This window comes from Idiomarina fontislapidosi, assembly GCF_003226255.1.
In the GTDB taxonomy this organism is placed as follows: domain Bacteria; phylum Pseudomonadota; class Gammaproteobacteria; order Enterobacterales; family Alteromonadaceae; genus Idiomarina; species Idiomarina fontislapidosi.
The window spans coordinates 416,921-435,170 of record NZ_QJST01000001.1 but is presented as its reverse complement, the minus strand read 5'-3'; the positions used below and the strand labels follow the sequence as shown (position 1 = coordinate 435,170).

Here is an 18,250-nt window from a genome sequence, read left to right as displayed (position 1 = left end):
GTCATTCGTTCAGGTTGAGAGATCTGTAAAGTATATCGTACAGGATATTCAAGCGTGGATACAGAAAAACCCCAGCGTTTGAGCTAGGGTTTTTGTCGTTCTATCGAACTGATTGCAGAATCTTAAGCTTATTTTAAGATTTCATCGGTTTTTGCGGCCATCACAAAGTCATTTTTGTGTAAGCCGTTAATTGCATGGGTCCACCAAGTTACCGTTGCCTTGCCCCACTCGGTGATAATCTCTGGGTGGTGCTTCTCGGCTTCAGCTATCTCACCTACTTTATTCGTAAACTCGAGTGCTTGGCGGAAGTTTTTAAACTTAAACTCACGACGCAGCATCATCACACCGTCGTCGGTGACAGGCGTCCACTCAGGGATCTCACGCATCAGCGATGCAAGTTCATCATCGCTCACCTTAGGTGCGTCTGCATTACACGCTTCGCAGTGTTCTTGGTTCAAAGCAGCCATATAAATACTCCTATTAATTATTATGCCGCATCTTTAGGCGGAAATTTTGGTTCAAAAAGCCCGAGTTCCATCGCTTCGCGTACCAACGCCATGATGTCCATGTCCGAAATCTCAAACAGTTCATCAACACTTTTAATGGTGTAGTACACGGGCTGAATAATATCGATTCGATACGGTGTGCGCAGCGCATCCAAAGCTTTCAGCGGATGACGCTCTGGTTTATCGCTGTTAACGGCATATTCCGTTTCGGCCGGTGACGATAAAATACCCCCACCATAAATGCGAATACCTTCATCGGTTTGCAGCAACCCAAACTCCACAGTAAACCAGTATAACCGAGCTAAGTAAACGCGTTCTTTCGGCGTCGCCGCATAACCTAACTTACCGTACTGATGGGTAAAATGGGCAAACGCTGGGTTAGTTAATAACGGACAGTGACCGAAGATCTCGTGAAAGATGTCGGGTTCTTGCAGATAATCAAACTCCTCTCGCGTACGAATGAACGTCGCAACGGGGAACTGTTTGTTCGCCAGTAGCCGAAAGAACTCATCAAATGGAATCAGTGCAGGCACTGCTGCAACCTGCCACCCCGTCTCACGCTCAAGCACCTCATTAAGCTCATGCAATTGCGGAATACGGTCTTGCGGCAAGTCGAGTAACTCGAGTCCTTTCATGTACTCATCACACGCCTTACCAGGGATACACTTTAACTGGCGTTCGACCAGATCATGCCAAACCTGATTGTCCTCATCAGTCCAATGAATGATTCCCTCGGCATCGGGCTGTTTGGATACGTATTTACTCTCTTTACCCATAATTATGCCTCTTCTTGCTGTTCTAATTTACTATGAAATTCATAACTTAAGTATGTGCGACTAGGCCGAATCTCGCCAGCGGTGAGCGACGTTATCCAGCGCTTGTTTTAGATCGGCAATAATATCGTCCGCATCCTCTAATCCAACGGCAATGCGCAATAAGGTATCGCTGATGCCGGCGGCCTGACGCGCCTCTGGTGTATAGGGTGAATGCGTCATTGATGCTGGATGTTGAATCAAAGTCTCGGCGTCGCCTAGGCTCACTGCCAACGCAATCATGTTAAGCGCGTCTAAAAAGGCGCGTGCGCCCTGCTCGTCACTGTGCAGTTCAAACGCGATGACCGCGCCGGCTCGCTGCATTTGGGTGCCGACTAAATGATGTTTTGGGTGACTCGTTAAACCGGGATAATAGATCGTTCTAACTAACTCGTGTTGCTGTAAAAAATTCACCACCTTTTCGGCATTATCGCAATGCCGTTGCATACGCACATCGAGCGTTTTCAGGCCGCGCAGAATTAGCCACGCATCATGAGGGCTCATAGTTGCGCCCATGTCTTTGAGCGTCGTGCGTTTGATATCAGTAATCGTTGGCTCATCTCCACAGACAATTCCGGCAACCACATCGCCATGACCGTTTAGAAATTTGGTTGCGCTATGAATAACAATATCCGCACCGAACGCTTTTGGCTGTTGCAGTAGTGGCGTCATGAAGGTGTTATCAACTATTAATTTGGCGCGACTTGTGCCCATCGCCTGCTTAATTGCAGCAATATCGAGCAGTTTTAAATGTGGGTTAGCCGGTGTCTCAATAAACACAAACCGTGTGTTATCGCGTAAGTGGTCAGTGACCGCGGTCGCATCAGACATGTCGACAAATTCGGCCGTCACGCCAAAACGTTCAAAGAGCTCACTAAATAAAGCATAGCTACAGCCATAAATTGCGTCAGATACCAACACGTGATCACCCGAACGCACTAAAGCCATCGTGGTTGCTGCAATAGCACCCATACCGGTCGCACTGGCGGCCGCGGCATCAAAGCCCTCGAGTCCGGCAACACGGGTTTCTAATTGAGTAATCGTGGGGTTACCCAAGCGACTATAAATATAGCCAGATTCTTCACCCGCAAACCGAGCACTGCCTTGCTCCGAGTGACTAAACTTGAACGTCGACGTTTGATAAAGCGGCGCAACCAACGCACCCTCAGGATCCTGAGGGGCTCGACCACCATGAATCACTTGTGTAGCTAACTGGTGATGCTTTGTCACTTGCTTGTCTGCGCTCATTATTCCGTCCCAAGGTCACGACTAAAAATTATTCATTTGTCATATTTTTGTTATGGAATAAGAGTGCAGTGAGAGAGCACTAAAAGGCAATGGTTACGCCGCTGACATATCTCTCAACGGCTGTAACGCTAGTTTTCCACTTAACTGGTCTAACCAGCTGCGGTCATTAATAGCTCTGACGTTGCGGCTGATCAGGCTTTCCTTTAAACAAGGTTGGAAACTGTTTTGCTAAATCCTTAACCAACAGTTTTTGGATCGACATTAGACTGGGTTTTGCAGTATGGATGTATGGTATTGGGCGTACCAGCTTAACGGTTTGAATACCCAAACGAGCCGTTAGTAACCCGGCACCTACGCCTTGCGCGGCACGTGCCGAGAGTTTAGCAACTAACTCAGTGCTCAACCACTGACTGCCCATATCGACGATCAACTCACTGACTCCAGCATAAGCCAGATTCGTTAGTATCTGGCGCCACAGCTTGATACGGCTCCAATACCCCAACTTCACACCGTATAGCTGACTCAGTTCACTGATCATACGTTGATTGCGCCACAGCAACAGAGCCATATCGGCTAGGCTACTCGGGCTTATCGCAACAAGTGCCGAGGCTTCTAGTGACCATTTACGAATACGCCTTAACGCTGTTTGGTCAACACTCGCCAATATATCTTGTTCAAAGCGCGTCGCTATTTCCGTATCGGTCCAATGCGACTGCCGTTGTTGCTGCCATTGTTGCTCGAGGTCGGGTCGTTGCAATGCTTTCACATGTGTCTGCTCATCAAAATGTGTTTGCATTTGCCAACGCTGCTTGAGCTTTCTGAGTAACCACCACTCACGAATAAAAAAGCCAAACAACGTCAGGCATAACAAAATGCTTACCGCTAGCCAAAGCCCACCGAGCCAAACGGACGACTGAAACGCCGCGTAGATACCCAATACCGTTTCGGTCAACACAGCGATGAGTACAGCAATCAAGGTGACGACAGCGAGCTTGCGAAGTTTAGTCTTGCCTTTACGCTGCGTCGCCGCCGCGATGTGCTCAGCCGCCTCGGCATTGATGTCGGCCGTGGCGTCATCGACCTTATCAACCGGTTCGTCAATCGCGTAAAACGTTAATTTTGTATCCTGCTTCACTTCAACTTATCCCCTAATAAAAACTCAAGTAATTGATCGAGTCGGATATGCGGTAAGGGTGAATCAGCGGCACTAAAATGCGGCACAAATTGTGGAAACTCGAACCCCTGCTGCCACTGCTCTGCGCTGGGGAGTTGCGTGGGGACAAACGGCGCACCAACGCGTACTTTTTCGTTGCCGTTGAGGTAGCCATCTAATACCACTGTGCCATCACTGAGCCGCCCAGCTTTGCTCGTCGCGATACCGGCAACCGCAAACAGTTCATGCTCAATACGTTCAAATTGGAAATGCTGGCGTGAGCGCCGAAGCATCTCCGCCAATAACTGATTTAACGCCTGTTGTCCGTCGGGGCCCACATGATCAACCTTTGACGCGACCAGTGCAACTTTGTCGATAGCTGGTGAAATAATTCTTCTCAACAAGGCGTTTTCACCGTATTCAAAACTGTTCAATAACCCGGTTAACGTCTCTATCAGTTCATCAAAACGCGCTTTACCCTGCTCTAATGCGGTTAGCACATCGACCAAAATAACTTGGCGGTTAAACCCCTGAAAATGATGCTTGTAAAAGGGTTTAATCACCTGTTCTTTGTAACGTTCAAAGACGCGATTTAAGTGCTCAAACTGCGCTGAACGTTGATCACTGAACGGCCACGGGAAAAATGCCAAGACCGGCGCGCCCTCGAGTTGTCCAGGGAGTAAATGGCGCCCAGGTTGGAGGTTATAAAATCCCGCGTGTTGAGCGGATTTAAGCGCCTGCTGATAACCTTGTGCTAATTCGCGCAGCGTTGCATCTGCAACATCGTTCTTGTTCAATTGCGCCTGAGCGTGTTGGTACCAATCAGCAAAGTGAATAGAACGCTCAGCCTGTTGGTTGAGTTGATTTTGTTGTAATGACCAAGCACCGTAATCGGTTTGCAGCAGCGGTAAATCCAACAACCACTCGCCGGGGTAATCGACCAGCTCAACAACGAGCCGACGCTCGTCCATCAAATGTTTAGCCAGACCGGAACGAGGTTGATACTTAATTTCAAAGCGAATTTCGCTCACATCACGGGTTGAAGAAGGCCAGCTCGGTTGTGCAGAAGTGAGGACTTTGACAGCGTCTTCATAGGCGAAACGAGGAATCGACCAGTCTCGATTTTCGATCAAGCGACTGCCCAATAAACGACCAGAATGCTTTACTTGCCAAAATGCCAGTTGCTTTGCGTCATAGCCATTCAGTACTTGTTCAAGCATACCGGTTATGAGCGCTGTCTTACCCGCACCGCTGAGCCCAGTTACCGCCAGTCTTATATGACGATCAAACCCGCGATTGATGAGATCGCGGGTTTGCTGTTGCGTCTTTTTCAGTGAAATCACAGCTGTTTTAATTCACGATTTAAGTTGTATTGTGTTGACGTTACGTATTTTTCCATCCGTTGGACTTGCTCATCAAGCGATCTCAACTCACGCTCCATTTCAACAACAGCCTGGCTTGCAGGCTGACCACTGCCATACACGTTAGTCTTAATGTGCATATCATGATGCCCTTCCGATAGTGACTTCTTATCGAGAATAAGCCAACCGGCGATGTAAAGCACCAAGAAGAAACCTTGGGAGAAAATTAAACCGGTGAAGAAAATTAACCGCACCACCCAAGTTTCAATATTCAAGTAGTCGGCAAGGCCGGCGCATACGCCGGCGATTTTGCCTTTTTCAGTATTCCGTTGGAGCTGACGTTTGCGTTCAGTAGCACTCATTTGTGTTCCCTCCAGCTAGGTGAGTCAGCATCTAAGATGCGCTCTAGCGTTTGCACGCGCTCACGCATTTTCTCAACTCGCTCACTCATTTGATTCAATTGGTTGCGTTCTTCCTCGCTAATACCTTGGTTCGCATTACGCTTACTACGGTAATGAAGAATCAACCAAATGGGGGCGACAATCACCAAGAAGATGATAATTGGCGCCATCAAAAACTCTAGAAAGTCCATATTGCTTCGTCCTAAAGGCTAAGTTATTGACTGTTCTCGTTCTTTTTCGCGTTCATGCGCGCTTTTAAAGCCTCGAGTTCATCAGTCACTTTACTCTCATTTTCGAGCTCTGCAAATTCATCTCGCAGTGTTCGTTTGCCCATATCGTAAGCATCAACCTGTGCTTCAATATCATCGATCTTGGCTTCGTAGCGATCAAACTTCATCATCGCTTCATCAACCTTACCGCTATCCACTTGCTTGCGCACTTGGAGTCGGCTCGATGCGGTTTTCTCGCGCATTAAAATCGTTTTTTGACGCGCTTTTGCATCAGCGAGCTTTTCCTGCAACTGCGAGATTTCGTCGTTCAGTTTCGACAAACTCTCGTCCACGCGCTCGAGCTCTTTTTGCAATGAATCAACCGCCTGTTGCGCTTTCTGCTTTTCAATCAACGCCTGTTTCGCTAGATCTTCGCGATCTTTAGAAAGCGCTAATTCGGCTTTGTTTTCCCAATCCAATACTTCATGTTCAACACGCTGTTGCTGACGTTGTACGTCTTTCTTTTCAGCGATTAAACGCGCTGATGTTGAGCGCACTTCAACAAGCGTGTCTTCCATTTCTTGAATGATAAGACGCACCATTTTTTGTGGATCTTCTGCCTTATCAAGCAGTGAATTGATATTTGAGTTAACAATATCGCTAAAGCGTGAAAAGATACCCATAACTAATACCCCTTGGTGTTAAATACAAATTGGGTCATACGACCGTGCCATGATCTATTCAATATCCACGCCAACTTGTATTTTATTTTTAACACATTGTTTTTACTATATTTTTTTATTTAACACTGTTTTTAGCACTTGCCTTTTTATGTATATTTGACTAATAATTAGCAAAAATAACTATAAAAATGGAAAAATAATCAAATGAGCCGAAGCCGCCCTGCCGATAACCTTATTGGCCAATCAAATAGCTTCATCGAAGTGCTTGAGCACGTGTCGCAAGTTGCACCCCTCAACAAATCTATCCTGATTATCGGTGAACGTGGCACCGGTAAAGAGCTCATTGCTGCACGTTGTCACTATCTATCCCAACGTTGGGACCAAAAATATGTCACGCTGAATTGTGCCTCGTTAAACGATAATTTGCTAGAGAGCGAACTTTTTGGTCACGAATCGGGCGCTTTTACCGGCGCTTCGAAACGCCATGAGGGACGCTTTGAACGAGCCGATGGCGGAAGTCTATTCTTAGATGAGCTTGCCAACACCTCAATGTTGGTGCAAGAAAAGTTACTCCGCGTGATTGAATACGGTGAATTCGAACGCGTCGGCGGAACACGGCCGATAAAAGTCGATACACGTCTAATTGCCGCCACCAACGAGGATCTACCCAGTTTAGCTGCGGCAGGTGAATTCCGTCACGATCTGCTCGATCGGCTGGCCTTTGACGTTATTACGCTTCCGCCGCTGCGTCATCGCCGCGAAGATATTATGATCTTGGCAGAGCATTTTGCCATCAATATGGCACGTGAACTTGAGTACGAGCTGTTTAGTGGCTTTAGTGAACGCGCTAAACGCGCATTACTTGATTACGACTGGCCCGGCAATGTGCGTGAGCTAAAAAACGTTATCGAACGCAGTGTCTATCGGACAGGCAATGGCCATATTCCAGTTAGCGACATTATCTTTGATGCCTTTGAGAGTCCGTTTAGGCCACAAAACCGTCCGCTGACTCGGAGTAACACAGCAAATACCGCGGCGTCATCCGAGCATATCGATGAGGCGAACACCCATGATACGCCCACAGAGTCAGAGTCGCCTGATATTAAATCGCCCACGATCAATCTTGAAAGCCCAATAGACTTAAAAGAACAATCGCAACAGTTTGAAATTCAATTGCTGACCGAAGCCCTTAAGTTATGTCAATATAACCAAAAGCGCACAGCAAAGCATTTGGGTTTAACGTACCATCAGTTGCGTGGCTATCTAAAAAAGTACCAATTGCTCGAGGGAACGCAATAACACATGTCTAAACGGTCGATTTTAGTGACTGCTTTCACAAGCTTTTTTTTGATGAGCTGTAGTGAGCAGACCGACGTACCCGAACCATTACAAAATGGTTTGATTTATTGCTCTGAGGGTAACCCTGAGAGTTTCAACCCGCAGCGGGTCACCTCGGGAACCACCGTCGACGCCACCGCATCGCAATTATACGACCGACTGATTGACTACGATGCGGCGCAACAAACGTTCGTTAGTGCATTAGCGACCGACTGGCAAGCCCTCGATAAGGGTCAACGCTACCGCTTCAATTTGCGTAAAGGTGTCACTTTTCACAGCACCGACTATTTTCAACCAAGCCGCACATTCAATGCCGATGATGTGGTGTTTAGTTTTCGTCGCTGGCTCGATATCGACGCCCCGTATCACGCTGTGGGCGGCGGCTTTTATCCGTTCTTTGCAGCAACCGGTCTTGATCAGCTCATCAGCGATGTTGAAAAGGTGGATGCATATACCGTCGATATCGTTTTAACGCACCCCGACAGTTCGTTTCTTGCCAATTTAGCCACGGACTTTGCCATTATTCTTTCAAAAGAATACGCCGAGCAATTGTCAGAAAAAGACCAGCAGCGCTTCATCGATACCTTACCAATCGGCACGGGCCCATTTAAGTTTGTCTCGTTCAAAAAGGATTACCACATCCGTTATCAACGTCACGAAGGCTACTGGCGCCAAGGACCCGATATCGAGCGCTTAGTTTTTTCCATCACCCCGAATGCCAATAAACGTATGTTGAAGTTGGTCACTGGTGAATGTGATGTAATCCCGTATCCTTTGGTGAGTGAGCTTAAATCACTCAACCGCGAAGAAATCGAAGTCCGCTCAGAGGTCAGTCCGAACGTATCGTTTTGGGCATTTAACACCGAAAGGCCACCCTTTGATGACCCACAGGTGCGTCAGGCGCTCAGTTATGCGATCAACCGGCAAGCGATCATTGACACTATCTACTATGGTAACGCCGAACTGGCGGAGTCAATCTTGCCGCCAACATCATGGGCTTCCACTGATGCTGAGCTAAAATACCAATATAATCCTGACAAAGCCCGTCAAATGTTGCGAGCGGCTGGTATTCAGCCTGGTTTTAAAATGGATATCTGGGCGATCCCCGTACAACGCGTATACAATCCCAACGCACGCCGCATGGCCGAGCTGATGCAGTCTGATTTGGCCGAAGTCGGCGTCGACGTACGTATTATTAGCTACGAGTGGAACACTTTCCGACGTCGATTGAGTCGCTCTGAGCATGACTCGGTGCTTATCGGGTGGTACGCCGACAACGCCGATCCTGATAACTTTTTCCGACCACTGCTCAGTTGTGCCGCTGTCGCAAGTGGGAGTAACCGGGCAAACTGGTGTCACACTGGCTTCGACCAAATTCTATACCAAGCAATTTCAACCACCGAAAGTGCGGAACGTAAGCAACTGTATCAATCAGCACAACAATTGCTGATGCAACAGCAGCCGTTATTACCCATTGCGCATTCGATGCGCTATCAAGCACAACGCGAATACGTCAAAGGAGTTGAGCTTCCGCCCTATGGTGGGATTAGCTTTAGGCTCGCAGGTAAGGAGCAACCTGCCCAATGACACGTTATCTCATGACACGCTTATTCTACTTTTTTCTGGCCCTATTAGTGTTGAGCGTAGTGACCTTTGCACTTAACTGGCTGTTTCCCGGCGACCCATTGACCAACATGAGCGGTATACGTGTGGGTCAGGTCGGTTATGAAACCATGCTGGCAAGTCGCCAGTTCGACAGTACCGTCGTGCAACAATACCTCAATTACCTTGAGCATATTGTCCGACTTGACTGGGGTCTATCACTGTCGACAGGCACCGAAGTTTGGCAGGATGCAGCAACGTACATGGTGGTGAGCGCTGAGCTGGTATTATTGAGCTTCTTACTCGCGGTATTGATCGGCATGCCACTGGGTATGCTCGCTGCTAACTACTTTCGCCATAACATCGATAAAGTTATTTTAACCAGTGCTATGACGGGTTATTCGATTCCCGTCTTCTGGCTCGCGCAGTTACTGATACTGCTATTTGCGGTGCAAATTGAATGGCTACCCATTACAGGTCAAATTAACCCGCTGTACGCAATCGACTCAATTACAGGGTCCGTCATTATCGACGTTCTGTTGAGTGACAGCCAGTATAAGCTTGCGGCATTACAAGATGCCACGCTGCACTTGATTCTGCCGGTACTCACACTATCGAGCTTGCCGTCGATGTTGTTACTAAGGATTACACGTAACCAAACCATCGAAGTGCTGCAAAAGCCTTATGTAAAAGCCGCCCGAGCGCGAGGATTAAGTCAGCAACGGTTGTTATTTAAACACGCGCTACCCAATGTTTTACAAGACGTATTACCACAGCTGACCTTTATTTTTGGCCTGATGATGGCGAACTTGGTCATCGTCGAACATATTTTTAACTGGCCGGGTGCGGGTGCTTGGTTGTTGAAAGCGATCATCGAACGTGATTATCCAGTCATTCAAATGGTGTTGTTTACCCTAATGGCACTGATATTGGCGATTAACTTGCTCGTCGAAGTGTATCGCGGCTGGCGTTTCCCTATGACTCGAGAAGAGCGATATGGCGGATATTGAACTGTATTATCAAGAACGCAACCCATCCCCTCTACAGTTGGTCTGGTTTGCATTTAAACGTCGGTTAGCACCGATGATTTCGTTGTGGTTGCTCGCCAGCCTACTGGTGCTAGTCATTTTAGCGCCGGTTATTACGCCCTATTCGGCTAATGTACAGTTCGTCGATGCGATCTCCCTACCGCCGAGTTGGACGAATGAAGGTAACATGCAGTTTCTGTTTGGTACCGATGATCTCGGCCGTGACTTGTTATCGCGCCTGCTGATTGGTGGACGCTTTAGCTTCGGGCTTCCAATTATCATCGTGGTGCTGGCGTCGACTGTGGGGATTTTTATCGGTGCCATGGTGGGAGCGGATACCCAGTCAAAGCTTCGTGTACTCGGTCGCACCTTAGATCGCTTGCTGACCATTCCTTCGTTTTTGTTAGCGTTGGTGCTTATTGCCATTCTCGGTGCGGGTTTGGGTAACGCGATTATTGCCATTACGCTTTCGTTGATACCGCAATTTATTTATGTGACACGTAACGCCGTTTACCAAGAGTGGCAAAAAGACTATGTCACCGCCTCACGGTTGAATGGCTGCAGCAATACATATCTGATGTATCGTGTCATTCTGCCCAATATTACACCCACCCTCGTCATGCAACTGACCGTTGCGCTATCGGTTGCGATCATGGATATCGCCGCGCTCAGCTTTTTGGGCTTAGGTGTGCAAAGCCCAACGCCTGAGTGGGGCAGTATGCTGGCTCGTAGTTTGGACGAAGTGTATCTCTCGCCATGGAGCATGGTGCTGCCGGGGCTATCGCTGTTCGTCACGATTATGGCAATTAATGTCGTCGGTGACAGTTTACGCCGCGCTATCAAACAACGAATGGATACCTGATATGGATTTATTGGATATTCGCAATTTAACCATCGAAATGGATGGTCCACATGGTCGAGTCCGTGTGCTCGACAAGGTGAGTTTGCAACTAAAAGAAGGTGAAGTGCATTCGTTAGTGGGAGAATCGGGCTCAGGTAAGAGCTTGCTTGCGAAAGCTGTGATCGGTGTGCTGAACCCGCTTTGGGATGTTACAGCAGACCGGTTGTGGTGGAATGGTAAAGACTTACTGGCAATGACACCTAAGCAGCGTCGTGCCATTACTGGGCGTGATATGGCGATGATTTTTCAGGATCCACTCGCCTACCTTGATCCTAATGCAACCGTCGCTGAGCAGATTACAGAAGCTATTCCGGCGGGCGATGTCACGGGTACATTCCTACACCGCCGCGTGGATCGCAAAACACGCGTAGCTAATTTGCTACATCGTGTCGGTATCCGCGATCATGATGCCATCATGCAAAGCTATCCGTACGAGCTTTCGGAGGGTATAGCCCAAAAAGTGAGTATCGCAATTGCCATTGCCCACCGACCTAAACTGCTGATAGCCGATGAACCTACCACAGCGATGGAGCCTTCTACTAAGGAGCAGATCCAACGTTTGCTGGGTAAGTTGGCAGTCAGTCAAAACATGTCGGTATTATTGATTACACAAGATGTCGCATCGATCTTACCGGCCACTCAACGCGTCTCACTGCTTTATTGTGGGCAGATGATGGAGCATGGTGATACCGAAAAGGTACTTGAACGCCCTGCTCACCCATATACCGATGCGATGATTAAAATGAGTCTACAAGCCCACGCGGAACTGGCACCGAAATCAAGGTTACCGAGCTTACCTGGCGCCGTGCCGACATTACGCCACATGCCCATCGGTTGTCGTTTAGGACCTCGATGCCCATACGCCCAAAAGCAATGTGTTAAAGCGCCTTTGGTACGTCACCGCGAAGCGCAAAGTTACTACTGTCACTTTCCATTGAATGAGCCTGAATCATGAGTCACTTATTAGAGGCTGTCGACCTATTCAAGACGTTTCGACCACGACGCGCCTGGCCATGGAGTAAAAAATCGGTGGCATTAGAACCGACATCTTTTACATTAGAAGCGGGCGAAACACTCGCCATTATGGGTGAGACAGGTTCGGGTAAATCAACCTTGTCAAAAATAATCGCAGGCGTCGAAGCGCCCTCTGGCGGTGAGCTGTATTTAAATGGGCAAAAGCTTAATTACGCCCAATCAAAACGCCGATGCCAGAATATTCGCATGGTGTTTCAGGATAGTGACAAGTCACTTAATCAGCAGCTGACGGTCGGTCAGCAGCTCGAAGAACCCCTACTGTTTAATCGCGATATGCCCAGTAGTGAACGAAACCAGCTGATAAACAGTACATTACGTAAGGTGGGTCTGTTAGCTGAGCACGCGGCGTTTTACCCGCATATGTTGTCAACGGGTCAAAAACAACGGGTTGCTATCGCCCGTGCCATTATATTAGACCCGCAAATCGTCGTAGCGGACGAAGCATTGGTCGCACTGGACCCATCTGTTAGAGCACAAATTATTAATTTAATGCTCGATCTGCAGAAAGATATGGGTATTTCATATATTATCGTTACACATTCGCCGCAGATCGTGAAACATATTGCCGACAAGATCTTAATTTTATATCGTGGTAAAATGATCGCGTTTAATGAAACAGAACGTTTATTAACAGAGAAGCAACAACCTTACGTAGAAACGTTGTTGCACGAACACTTAACGAATCATTCTCAAATAACCGGTAACTCGAGCGCTAAGGTTACCGAATAACAAGACAGGAGTTTAATGTGGAAACAGGTACTCTGATATCGCTAGCGCTGTACTTCATGGTCATGCTGGGCATTGGCTTATATGCTTATAAAAAATCAACGGACTCTGTATCCGGCTATATGCTGGGTGGCCGTGGTTTAGGTCCCGCTGTAACCGCGTTGTCAGCAGGTGCGTCCGACATGAGTGGTTGGATGTTGATGGGTCTACCCGGAGCGATTTATGTTGCCGGCGTATCGCAACTATGGATTGCTGTGGGTTTGGTCATTGGCGCCTATCTTAACTACTTGATTGTCGCGCCAAGATTGCGCACATACACTGAAGTAGCAGATGATGCGATTACTATTCCAGATTATTTTGCGAACCGTTTTAACGACAAAGGACGTGCGCTGCGTATCTTCTCGTCGGTCGTTATCATTATCTTCTTTACGTTATACACATCAGCGAGCTTAGTCGCAGGGGGTAAGCTATTTGATAGCTCCTTCGGCATGGACTATACCACTGGCTTATGGGTAACTGCCGGTGTGGTCTGTGCGTACACCTTGTTCGGTGGCTTCCTCGCAGTCAGTATGACCGACTTTGTGCAAGGCTGTATCATGTTTGTCGCACTGGTACTGGTGCCTATCGTCGCCTTTGCTGAGCTCGGTGGTTACAGTGATGTGGTCGGTCAAGTCAAAGATATTAATCCGCAGTTCCTCGACTTCTTTATGGATGGTTCGACTGGCGAGAGTCTTGCGGCACTCGGGATAATCTCCCTGCTCGCCTGGGGTCTGGGGTACTTTGGTCAACCCCATATTATCGTGCGCTTCATGGCGATCCGCTCAGTCAGCGATATCAAGAACGCACGTCGCATTGGTATTAGCTGGATGTTCGTCTCTATCATTGGTGCCATGGCAACAGGTTTTGTCGGTATTGCCTACGTCGCTGAGACTAAGATGACGCTGAACGATGCGGAAACGATTTTCATCATTTTCTCGCAGTTCTTGTTCCACCCATTGATTAGTGGCTTTTTGCTGGCAGCGATTTTGGCCGCTATTATGAGTACCATCTCATCGCAGCTGTTGGTGAGCTCAAGCTCATTGACCGAGGATTTCTACAAAGCGTTCTTGCGTAAAGATGCCTCACAAAAAGAACTGGTTGCTGTGGGCCGTATTTCAGTGCTGGTGGTTTCGTTGGTTGCCATTTGGTTAGCTTGGAACCCAGAAAACACCATTCTGTCATTAGTGTCTAATGCATGGGCAGGCTTTGGTGCCGCATTTGGTCCAGTGGTTATCCTGAGCTTATTCTGGCGTCGTATGAACCGTCACGGTGCTCTGGCAGGCATGTTATTAGGTGCTATCACAGTATTGTTATGGATTTATGGGCCAACGGTAGACGGTGAGCACCTCAGTGCCTATGTCTACGAGATTGTACCAGGGTTCATTGTCTCAACCATCGCGATTATCGTGGGTAGTTTGGTTACCGCAGAACCCGATAAAAACTTACGTGATAAGTTCGACGAGATGGAAAAAATCATGGACGAGCACTATCACACAGCCAAATAAAACGGCGATTAAGTACATACAAAAAAGCCACCTTAACGGTGGCTTTTTTTTGCCTTACTAAGGCTGCTTCAGCAAGCGCTTAGCCTCTGCGTTCAGCGAACAATTGAATCTCTTCCATGATCAAGGGCTCCATTCGCTTGGTTGTCTCATAGCCAATCTCAATGCCCTCGTTACCTCGATCAAACTCCATGATGCCAATATGACCCAGCTTGGGCTGAATCAGTATATCCGGTGGATCACCCGCCATACGTGCTTTGGTGATACGCTCTTGCATAATATCAATAGCACCGGACATGACACTGAACATACCGGGTGGCTTGTTCGGGTTCGCCTTAAAACGGTCTTTTAGGTTATCGATGTAGTGTGTACTGCTCGACCAGAAGTTTTCAAAGAAGCTGTGTTCACCCTCACCACGCTTCTGATCCATTTGCTCCTTCTGCACCTGTTCGGCTTCGGTCTGCGGCGGAATGCTGCGCCCTCTTTGTTCAACAGCGCGTGCATTGAGCTGTGAGTTAAGATGTACTGCAATCACAAAGTCAGCTCCCAGCGCACGACACAGTGACACGGGAACAGGGTTCACCAAACCGCCATCAATAAGCCAACGCCCATCAAAAGCGGTAGGTGCTAACACCCCTGGCATCGCGCACGAGGCACGTGACGCATCGTACAAATCGCCTTTACGTAGCCAGATCTCTCGACCGCTATAAAGGTCGGTCGCCACCGCGCCATAAGTAATCGGTAAATCTTCTATTTTCTTTGCACCGAATTGTTCACGCGCTACGTTGAATACCTTCTCGCCGCCGATAAGACCGCCCTGGTTAAAGCCAAAATCAAGTAAGTTCCAGACTTCCCAGCGCCCCATGTTTAGCACCCAATCCTCGATTTCTTCTAAGCGACCCGATGCATAGCCCGCGCCAACTAATGAGCCGATGGAGGTGCCCGCGACCATATTTATGTGCACACCCATTTCTTCGAGCGCTTTAATTACACCAATGTGAGACCAACCGCGTGCAGCGCCTGATCCAAGCGCAAGTGCTACTTTCACTTCTGACATTTAGCGACTTCCCAATGATTAACAATGTGAGTAAACTGGACAAACTATCACCTAGGATAGAGTATTTATCAGCTTGGAGTCTACTCAGTGTTCTTTTACGTTGCTCGGCAACCCATTTTAACCCAAGACAAACAACTGTTTGGCTATGAATTACTGTTTCGAGATGGGCCCCACAACGCGTTTCCTAATGTCACTTCGGATGAGGCAACCCTACGCCTCGTTGAAGGTGGTGAATTCAATACAGGTATCCGCCAGCTAACGGATGACCATCATGCGTTTGTGAATTTTTCAGAGCAAGCTATCCTTGAGGGCCTACCTCGTTTACTTCCGGTAAAGGGTACAGTGGTTGAACTATTGGAAACAATCCAACCTACTGAACAGATTCTTGCTGCGGTTAAAGCACTCAAAGCGGACGGTTATCAAATAGCATTGGACGACTTCGAATACACGCCCGAGTGGCTCGCATTTTTGCCTTACGTTGATATTATTAAAGTCGACTTTCGGGCGCTAAATATTCCACAAATTCGCCAGTTGCTTAGTAATCTGCGCGAGTTTAAAGGCCAGTATTTAGCTGAAAAAATTGAAACGCCAGCGGAATTCTCGCAAGCGTGCAAACTGGGCTTCAGTCTATTTCAAGGGTATTTTTTCGCACGTCCAGAAATGATTCAACGGCGCGCTTTAAATGCATCGCAAACTGTATGCATGCAATTACTTGAGCTTTCAAGTCAGCCTAATTATGAAGTTAACGCGATTGTTGCACTGATAGAGAGAGATATTAGTCTAACCTATAAGTTACTTCGGTTTGTAAATTCGGCACTTTTCAAACGACAATCTGAAATTCAATCAATCCATCAAGCGATCGTGCGGCTTGGTCAATCAGAAGTGTGCAGGTTTACTGCACTAATGGCAACTGCAACCCTCGCTGAGGGCAAGCCAGATGAGCTCATTAAATTGTCCTTTGTACGAGCGCGATTTATGGAGCAGTTAGCGTTATCGAATCAAGCTTACGGCGCCGATTCCACGAGTGCTTTTCTTACCGGGCTGCTGTCTAAATTGGACGCCATGATGGATAACGATCTATCCGCCATTCTGGAGGGAGTGGCGATTTCATCTGAGATAAAACGCACATTGATAGAAGGCAAAGGTCCGTTAAGCTTTTTCTTAAAAGTCTGTGAGGCAATAGAAGCAAGCGATTGGACTAAAATTGAGTTGTTTGCAAAACGCTTAAGAATTGAGGCTAACACGTTAGTACTTTATTACCATCAAGCTCATATTTGGGTTCGTGAAGTCGGGAGACACTAATTATTAAGGACATCATCATGCGCTCATCAGACTGGCTTGAACGTTACGCGCCAACACCGAAACGCTCGGGTGATACACGCTCGGTATTTCAACGTGATAAAGCACGTATTCTTCACTCTGCGGCATTTCGTAGATTACAGGCAAAAACTCAAGTCATGTATATTGGTATGCATGATTTTCCGCGTACGCGACTCACACACTCCCTTGAAGCGAGCCAAATTGGTTCGAGCTTAGTTGCACACTTAAGCCAACAGCAACCGGAGCTGAGCCAATCCTTAGGTTTATCTAAGTCGCTCATCGAGTCGCTCTGTCTTGCACACGATATTGGTCATCCTCCTTTTGGGCATGGCGGCGAAATCGCACTTAACTATATGATGCGTCGCAATGGTGGTTTCGAAGGTAACGGACAGACCTTTAGAATTGTGACCCAAATTGAAGCGTATACGCCTAATGCGGGCATGAATCTCTGCCGCCGTACGCTACTCGGATTATTAAAATACCCTGTGCTAATGTCCTCAGCGAGACGTGAAATTTTACCCGATGATGTGGCTCACTTTAGGCATTTACCTACACGTCAGTGGTTACCCGCTAAGGCTTTATATGATGATGATAAAGAGGCGTTAGATTGGCTACTGGAGCCATTATCACACGCTGATCGTGAGCGCTTTGGTCAATTCAGTGAATCCCCTAGCACCGATAGCCATGGTCGTAGTGCATTTAAAAGTGTCGATGCATCGATTATGGAGATTGCTGATGATATTGCTTATGGAGTCCATGACCTCGAAGACGCCATTGTCGTCGGTTTAATCAACCGAGAGTTATGGCTCGAGCAAATGTTCCCGACGTTACAAGCGCTCGCATCATCGTTTACTGACTTTGATGCGGTCGAACTCACCGATAATTTATTTTCTAGCCATCATTATGAACGTAAGGCAGCGATTGGTAGCCTCGTTAACCGGATTTTGACATCCAGTCGATTGGTGACTCAGGATCAGCAATTTGAATCGAGTTTATTAGTATACAAAGCACAGCTAGCAAGCCCTGAACAACAATTATTAAATGCGTTAAAGCAGTTTATTTTTAAGTTCGTAATACGCAAACCCGAGATGCAAGTGCAAGAGTTTAAGGGGCAGCAAATTGTAATGGAGCTATTTGATGCTCTTGCAGTTGAACCCGATCGGTTACTTCCCGAAAATACCGCGGCTCGTTATCAGGCAGCTCAAAAGAAAGGGTTGAACGCTGCCCGCGTGATCTCAGACTACCTTTCAGGTATGACCGATGCCTATGCTGCAAAGCTTCACCAGGACTTATTCTCGGTGCAACCGCCCCGTATGTAGTTACTGCAAT

The 18,250-nt window shown here is 47.6% G+C and carries 18 protein-coding genes; 9 read left to right on the top strand and 9 right to left on the bottom strand.

The window, feature by feature from the left end; translation table 11 throughout:
• Positions 1 to 128: 128 nt before the first annotated feature.
• From DFP83_RS02150 to pspA, 8 genes are all read right to left on the bottom strand, one after another.
• The gene (locus DFP83_RS02150) at positions 129 to 467 is read right to left on the bottom strand and encodes a 4a-hydroxytetrahydrobiopterin dehydratase (protein WP_110572700.1); all 339 of its coding nucleotides are present in this window, start codon (positions 465 to 467) and stop codon (positions 129 to 131) included.
• A 20-nt stretch (positions 468 to 487) separates the two neighbouring features.
• Positions 488 to 1,282 (bottom strand): phenylalanine 4-monooxygenase, encoded by a 795-nt coding sequence (gene phhA, locus DFP83_RS02145; RefSeq protein WP_110572698.1) that lies wholly within the window; start codon positions 1,280 to 1,282, stop codon positions 488 to 490.
• 60 nt (positions 1,283 to 1,342) lie between these two features.
• Positions 1,343 to 2,566: a trans-sulfuration enzyme family protein gene (locus DFP83_RS02140; protein ID WP_110572695.1), complete on the bottom strand. Its 1,224-nt coding sequence runs from the start codon at positions 2,564 to 2,566 to the stop codon at positions 1,343 to 1,345.
• Between the two features lie 166 nt (positions 2,567 to 2,732).
• Positions 2,733 to 3,701: a TIGR01620 family protein gene (locus DFP83_RS02135; RefSeq protein ID WP_110572693.1), complete on the bottom strand. Its 969-nt coding sequence runs from the start codon at positions 3,699 to 3,701 to the stop codon at positions 2,733 to 2,735.
• The gene (locus DFP83_RS02130) at positions 3,698 to 5,062 is read right to left on the bottom strand and encodes a YcjX family protein (protein WP_110572691.1); all 1,365 of its coding nucleotides are present in this window, start codon (positions 5,060 to 5,062) and stop codon (positions 3,698 to 3,700) included. The genes DFP83_RS02135 and DFP83_RS02130 overlap by 4 nt, the downstream gene beginning before the upstream one ends.
• The gene (pspC, locus tag DFP83_RS02125; RefSeq protein WP_110572689.1) at positions 5,059 to 5,442 is read right to left on the bottom strand and encodes an envelope stress response membrane protein PspC; all 384 of its coding nucleotides are present in this window, start codon (positions 5,440 to 5,442) and stop codon (positions 5,059 to 5,061) included. Before pspC ends, DFP83_RS02130 begins: the two co-directional genes overlap by 4 nt.
• Positions 5,439 to 5,672 (bottom strand): envelope stress response membrane protein PspB, encoded by a 234-nt coding sequence (gene pspB, locus DFP83_RS02120; RefSeq protein WP_110572688.1) that lies wholly within the window; start codon positions 5,670 to 5,672, stop codon positions 5,439 to 5,441. The genes pspC and pspB overlap by 4 nt, the downstream gene beginning before the upstream one ends.
• 23 nt (positions 5,673 to 5,695) lie before the next feature.
• Positions 5,696 to 6,373 carry a phage shock protein PspA gene (gene pspA, locus DFP83_RS02115; protein WP_110572686.1) on the bottom strand — a complete coding sequence of 226 codons (678 nt, stop codon included), beginning with the start codon at positions 6,371 to 6,373 and terminating at the stop codon, positions 5,696 to 5,698.
• A gap of 204 nt (positions 6,374 to 6,577) precedes the next feature.
• Between pspA and pspF the strand changes: the two genes are divergently transcribed.
• From pspF to putP, 7 genes are read left to right on the top strand one after another with little or no spacing between them, the layout of a single operon-like run.
• Positions 6,578 to 7,672: a phage shock protein operon transcriptional activator gene (gene pspF / locus DFP83_RS02110; RefSeq protein ID WP_110572684.1), complete on the top strand. Its 1,095-nt coding sequence runs from the start codon at positions 6,578 to 6,580 to the stop codon at positions 7,670 to 7,672.
• A 3-nt stretch (positions 7,673 to 7,675) separates the two neighbouring features.
• A complete protein-coding gene (locus tag DFP83_RS02105) occupies positions 7,676 to 9,298 on the top strand; it encodes an ABC transporter substrate-binding protein (protein ID WP_110572682.1) in 1,623 nt (540 codons plus the stop codon).
• On the top strand, positions 9,295 to 10,323 hold the full coding sequence (locus DFP83_RS02100; protein WP_110572680.1) for an ABC transporter permease: 1,029 nt from the start codon (positions 9,295 to 9,297) through the stop codon (positions 10,321 to 10,323). Before DFP83_RS02105 ends, DFP83_RS02100 begins: the two co-directional genes overlap by 4 nt.
• A complete protein-coding gene (locus DFP83_RS02095; RefSeq protein ID WP_110572678.1) occupies positions 10,310 to 11,203 on the top strand; it encodes an ABC transporter permease subunit in 894 nt (297 codons plus the stop codon). Before DFP83_RS02100 ends, DFP83_RS02095 begins: the two co-directional genes overlap by 14 nt.
• Position 11,204: 1 nt before the next feature.
• On the top strand, positions 11,205 to 12,197 hold the full coding sequence (locus tag DFP83_RS02090) for an oligopeptide/dipeptide ABC transporter ATP-binding protein (RefSeq protein WP_110572676.1): 993 nt from the start codon (positions 11,205 to 11,207) through the stop codon (positions 12,195 to 12,197).
• The gene (locus DFP83_RS02085; protein WP_110572675.1) at positions 12,194 to 13,006 is read left to right on the top strand and encodes an ATP-binding cassette domain-containing protein; all 813 of its coding nucleotides are present in this window, start codon (positions 12,194 to 12,196) and stop codon (positions 13,004 to 13,006) included. The genes DFP83_RS02090 and DFP83_RS02085 overlap by 4 nt, the downstream gene beginning before the upstream one ends.
• A gap of 17 nt (positions 13,007 to 13,023) precedes the next feature.
• Positions 13,024 to 14,547: a sodium/proline symporter PutP gene (gene putP, locus DFP83_RS02080; protein WP_110572673.1), complete on the top strand. Its 1,524-nt coding sequence runs from the start codon at positions 13,024 to 13,026 to the stop codon at positions 14,545 to 14,547.
• 79 nt (positions 14,548 to 14,626) lie between these two features.
• Here putP and rssA read toward each other — a convergent pair whose 3' ends face one another.
• Positions 14,627 to 15,601, bottom strand: a complete 975-nt coding sequence (rssA, locus tag DFP83_RS02075) for a patatin-like phospholipase RssA (protein WP_110572671.1) — start codon at positions 15,599 to 15,601, stop codon at positions 14,627 to 14,629.
• 87 nt (positions 15,602 to 15,688) lie between these two features.
• On the opposite strand from rssA, the gene DFP83_RS02070 reads away from it, so the two are divergent.
• Together DFP83_RS02070 and DFP83_RS02065 are read left to right on the top strand one after the other, a co-directional pair.
• Positions 15,689 to 16,903 carry an EAL and HDOD domain-containing protein gene (locus DFP83_RS02070; RefSeq protein WP_110572669.1) on the top strand — a complete coding sequence of 405 codons (1,215 nt, stop codon included), beginning with the start codon at positions 15,689 to 15,691 and terminating at the stop codon, positions 16,901 to 16,903.
• Between the two features lie 17 nt (positions 16,904 to 16,920).
• A complete protein-coding gene (locus tag DFP83_RS02065) occupies positions 16,921 to 18,240 on the top strand; it encodes an anti-phage deoxyguanosine triphosphatase (protein WP_110572667.1) in 1,320 nt (439 codons plus the stop codon).
• Positions 18,241 to 18,250: the final 10 nt, after the last annotated feature.